Annotated in this window: 3 protein-coding genes and 1 pseudogene; 3 read left to right on the forward strand and 1 reads right to left on the reverse strand. The window is 41.8% G+C overall.

Annotation, left to right across the window (positions count from 1 at the left end):
• Positions 1-210, reverse strand: a pseudogene (locus GRP75_RS19555) (MFS transporter); the annotation flags it as partial.
• A 491-nt stretch (positions 211-701) separates the two neighbouring features.
• On the opposite strand from GRP75_RS19555, the gene GRP75_RS19560 reads away from it, so the two are divergent.
• From GRP75_RS19560 to GRP75_RS19570, 3 genes are all read left to right on the forward strand, one after another.
• The gene (locus tag GRP75_RS19560; RefSeq protein WP_160790113.1) at positions 702-1,610 is read left to right on the forward strand and encodes an AraC family transcriptional regulator; all 909 of its coding nucleotides are present in this window, start codon (positions 702-704) and stop codon (positions 1,608-1,610) included.
• Between the two features lie 117 nt (positions 1,611-1,727).
• Entirely contained in the window at positions 1,728-2,792 is a 1,065-nt protein-coding gene (locus GRP75_RS19565) for a Gfo/Idh/MocA family protein (protein ID WP_023988587.1), read from the forward strand.
• Positions 2,793-3,221: 429 nt separating this feature from the next.
• The coding region (locus GRP75_RS19570; protein WP_237449108.1) for a carbohydrate binding domain-containing protein at positions 3,222-4,712 on the forward strand (1,491 nt) is incomplete at its 3' end.

The raw sequence follows: 4,712 nt of genomic DNA on the forward strand, positions 1-4,712 counted from the left end.
CATAGACTTGCGACCGATGTGTAGAGCCATGAAGGGGGAGAACAGAACGCCGACAAGAAATCCGAAAAACTGAAGGAACAACAATAATCCGCCATCGCTGTACCCCCGTCCATAGTAAGGCAGTAGAACCGGCAGTAATGCTCCAAGCACCACACTAGTAATGCCGATTAGCAGATAGAAAGCACAACTTAAAGCGAATAGTCTCTTCAAGGTCCGTCCCTCCATAAGTCTATATTTTTTATATGGATTCTGTTGCTTTACTAGATTATACCTTTTTATTGGAAATGTATATATCTATTTATATAAAAAATGTAAAAATAATCGTTCGACAATTTTACACGTATTTGCTTAATCTAGTTAAGGCGAAACTTGGTTATCTGAAGAAACTGCAAGCGGAAGGGAGAAATAAGATCAGCCCAAATTGTTTTCGGGCGCGAAACCGCTCATAATTGAGGCATAACTTTGTGTTTGCAAAATTAGGTTAGTAAGGATACCTAACAGTGGTTTTACTTAATACAACTATGATTGATAGGGTAGGAAAAAGAATGTTAAACGCTTACAATTCAAAAGGGAGAGGGAATTTTATTCGAAAGTTGAGAAGGAGAAAAATGAAGAGGAGAAGAAGGAATGCAGTGCAGCATAATTATCAATAGTCATGTGTACGGCTTTTTTGAACTTTACAACAAAAGGAGTCTACCAAAATGAATTTTTATTTAGAAATCCCGGACCTTGACCGACATTTTCCTTTCCGGAGTTTTATTAATAAAGGCGACGTGCTTTGCTATCCTCATTGGCATAAAGAAATTGAAATTATATATGTGACTCAGGGAACCTTGGATCTGGGAATTAACGATATTTCGATACGGATGAAACAAGGTGAAGTTCAGTTTATAAATGGGGGTGATGTTCATTATTTTTTGGCTTCTCCCGACAGCGAACGGGTGGTTATTCAATTTGATCTGAGCTTTTTTCAAGAGGTTTCCACATTAAGTGATCAGAAACGCCCTCTTAGATATATATTTACGGAGATGGAGCAATCAAGCTGGAACTGGCCAGAAGAAACAGCAGCTAAAATGCTTCCTCTGATTCAAAGCATTTATGATGAGAACGTCAACCACCACGAAGGTCATGCTTATATGATCAAAGCCAAGCTGTTTGAGATGTTGACTCTTATTATGCGTGAAGTGCCGAGAAGCATGACGCCAAGGCTTCCTGAAATCTCTGAAAGAACCTTAACACAATCAAAGGACACCCTTTATAAACTGGAACGTATTTTTGAGTATGTGGAATGCCATTATCATGAAACCATCTCGCTGAAGAATGTCGCTGATTATATGGGTTTCAGTCCCTATTATTTCGCCAGACTGTTTAAGAAGAATACGGGGATGACCTTTGTAGCATTTTTGAATGATTACAGACTGAATAAGGCAAAATGGATTTTGTTGAATGAAAACAATCCGATCACTGAGGTCGCAGAGGCAGCAGGATTCAGTAGTGTAAAGACGTTTCATCATCTCTTTAAGGAAGCGACAGGAACATCACCATTGAAATACCGCAGGACAATATTCGGGAATAATACAGCAAGAAATGAGGAGGAAAGCTTTTCATGAGATTTGTATGATAGAGCTATCCGACGAAGTGAAGGGAGAGTTACGAGGACATTGAAATTTATGGATCTATGAGCAACCGCTTGATATGCGGTAGGCTTAAATCAGAAGTGGAGGAAGATGAAAATGGGCAATCGTATATACAATGTAGTCATTATCGGTTATGGAGGCATGGGAAGCTACCATGTTCAATTGATCGAATCTAATCAGCAACTTGCCGTTGGCGGTGTATATGATATTGTTGATTACCGAATGGAACTGGCTGCGGCTGCTGGCTATAAAACCTACGCTAGCCTGGATGCCGTTCTGGCCGATCAGGCCGTGGATATTGTTTTGATAGCAACACCTAATGATGTTCATAAGGAAATCGCGATCCAGGCGCTACAAGCTGGAAAACATGTCATTTGCGAAAAACCAGTTACGATAACGAGCGCGGATTTCTTGGATATTGTTGAGGTGGCGAAGAAAGAAAATCGTGTGTTTACGGTACATCAAAACCGTCGATGGGATGAAGACTTCCGAATTATCAAAGATATAATTGGCAATAAGACCGTAGGCGAGCTTTTCCAGCTGGAATCGCGAGTTCAGGGGGCTAATGGGATTCCAGGTGACTGGCGGCAACTAAAGGCGTATGGGGGAGGAATGCTGCTGGATTGGGGAGTACATCTATTGGACCAGCTGCTTCAGATTACGGACAGCAAAATAGAAAGCGTAGCTGCTACCCTAAGCTATATTTTGGGGACTGAAGTGGATGACGGCTTTACCAGCTTTATTGAGTTCAAGGACGGCCTGAAAGCAGTCATTGAAGTGGGTACAACCAATTACGTAAAGCTGCCGCGCTGGTATATTAAAGGAACCGAAGGAACCGCAGTGATTAGGGATTGGGATTTGAGCGGAGAGATCGTCACCCGAAATCCAGATGTCGCTCACGTGGAACCCAAGCCAATTCAAGCAGGTCAAGGATTGACGAAAACGATGGCGCCGCCGTCTGAGGAATCCACCCTTAAGTTCCCGATTGAGAAAATACCTGCTGCTGCAGAAAGCTTTTATGAAAATTTTGTCTCCACCATCGAAGGAAAAGCGGAGATTGCAATCAAAAGCGAAGAAGTACACCGTGTATTGGTGCTGATTGAGACGATTTTTGAGGCGGGGGCAACCAAAAGCGTGATTCGAAGAACTATTTAGATCTGCTGCTTTATTTTCGATCCGTCATAAGAGAGATATATAGGAGCCTGGAGAGAACCAAACAGATTTATTTAATGAAATTTTGGGATGCATTTAAGTAATCAGAAACCTTTGAAATGGTGAGCAAAATAATTTTGCCCACCATAAAACACAAGCGGGTATCGCTCCACAACCGAATTCTATTGCTTGATCATTTTTAAGTTGCTGAGATTTTGAATAGGTTTAATTTACACGAAAAAGAAAAAGATGTTTTACATAAAATCCGCTATTTCCTCCTTATAAATCAACATATTCCACTCTAAATTCTTCCATAAAAACATAAAATAATCCATGAAAGTGCTAGAATAATCATTTGTATGAGAAAGAGGAAGGGAGAGATCGTTTATTGTACTGTGCGACCAGAAGAATATAGATGAAGGGACGTAGAGAATGAGGAGTTATAAACGAAGATCTTGGAAACGCTTATTTTTACTCATGATCACGGGGATACTTGTATTAGCATCAGTAAGTGTTGTTACGCCGATCAATGCTGATGAATCGCCTAAAAACGTTACAAGTACATCAGTAAAACTTTCATGGAAAGCCTCCGAAGACATCTCCAATGGTAGTAGAGTATCAGATTACGATCTCTATCGCAACGGTTCTCTCATCAAGCAGAATATCTCCGATGCAACATATGCCAATCTGCCGAAGAACCTTGATTTGACAGCCCTTCCAGACAACCAAGCGATAGTTTACTATTGTAAGAAAAGCCGTGGCTGGAGCGATGTAAATATCCACTATGCTCCCGATGGTTCATCCTGGACATCCCCGCCGGGTATCAGCATGAATGAAAACGCTTGCTTGGATTGGGCCAAAAAAACTATTGATCTTGGCTCCAAAACATCGATGAAAGCAGCATTTAACAACGGCTCTGTCTGGGATAATAATAAAGGCGCTGATTATCATTTAGCTGCTGGTTTAAGTACCGTCAAAGACGGTATCGTCACAACAACCGGAGCTAAGAATCCGTGTAACCCTCCGGTTATTGATTTAGAAGCACCTTCTATACCTCAATTATTGATAGCCAATGCCGATGGACTACGAATCCAATTAGAATGGGATCCTTCTGTTGATAATGTTGGTGGAAGTGGAATCGGCGGGTATGAGATCACTCGCACAGGAGGAACTAAAGGCAAAAAGGTCTATACGACGACCCGTACTACCTTCCAAGATTCATTATTGGAGGGGAAAACGACATATACGTATACAGTTAAGGCATACGATAAAGCAGAACCAGCCAACAAATCGGAAAGTAGTATTGAGGTGAGTGCAACAACAGGAACTTCATCACCTCCTGCTTCAAAGGGAAGTCCGATCGGAACAGATATGCGTGAAGATTCAATTTACTTTGTGATGACTGCCAGATTCTATGATGGGGACCCTTCGAACAACCGAGGTGGTGCGAATCATGTTTCAAGCGGCAATGCAGCCAACAGTGATCCAATGTTTAGGGGCGATTTTCAAGGGTTAATCAATAAACTGGATTATATCAAGGCTCTTGGCTTCTCAGCGATTTGGATTACACCAGTTGTATTGAATCGATCTGACTATGACTTTCACGGCTATCATGGTTACGATTTTTTTCGAGTGGATCCCAGGTTAGAGTCACCAGGTGCAACATACCAGGATTTGATTAATGCTGCACACGACAAAGATATTAAAATTATACAGGATGTTGTGTACAATCACTCTAGCCGCTGGGGTGCAAAAGGTCTATTCACGCCAAAAGTATTCGGTATTCGAGATAATCAGTGGACCTGGTACTATGACGAACCTCAAGAAGGAATCGAGTACGATGGCCTTCAGCAGAATGACGCAGGCAAGCCGTATAACGGTGACCTATGGTCAACGAAGGAACCGGAGGGCAACACCTGCCGG

Source organism: Paenibacillus sp. OT2-17 (genome assembly GCF_009827695.1).
Lineage (GTDB): Bacteria > Bacillota > Bacilli > Paenibacillales > Paenibacillaceae > Paenibacillus > Paenibacillus polymyxa_B.

Coding starts and splice junctions, on each gene's coding strand:
- GRP75_RS19560 (WP_160790113.1), top strand. CDS start 702: ATGAATTTTTATTTAGAAATCCCGGACCTTGACCGACATTTTCCTTTC.
- GRP75_RS19565 (WP_023988587.1), top strand. CDS start 1,728: ATGAAAATGGGCAATCGTATATACAATGTAGTCATTATCGGTTATGGA.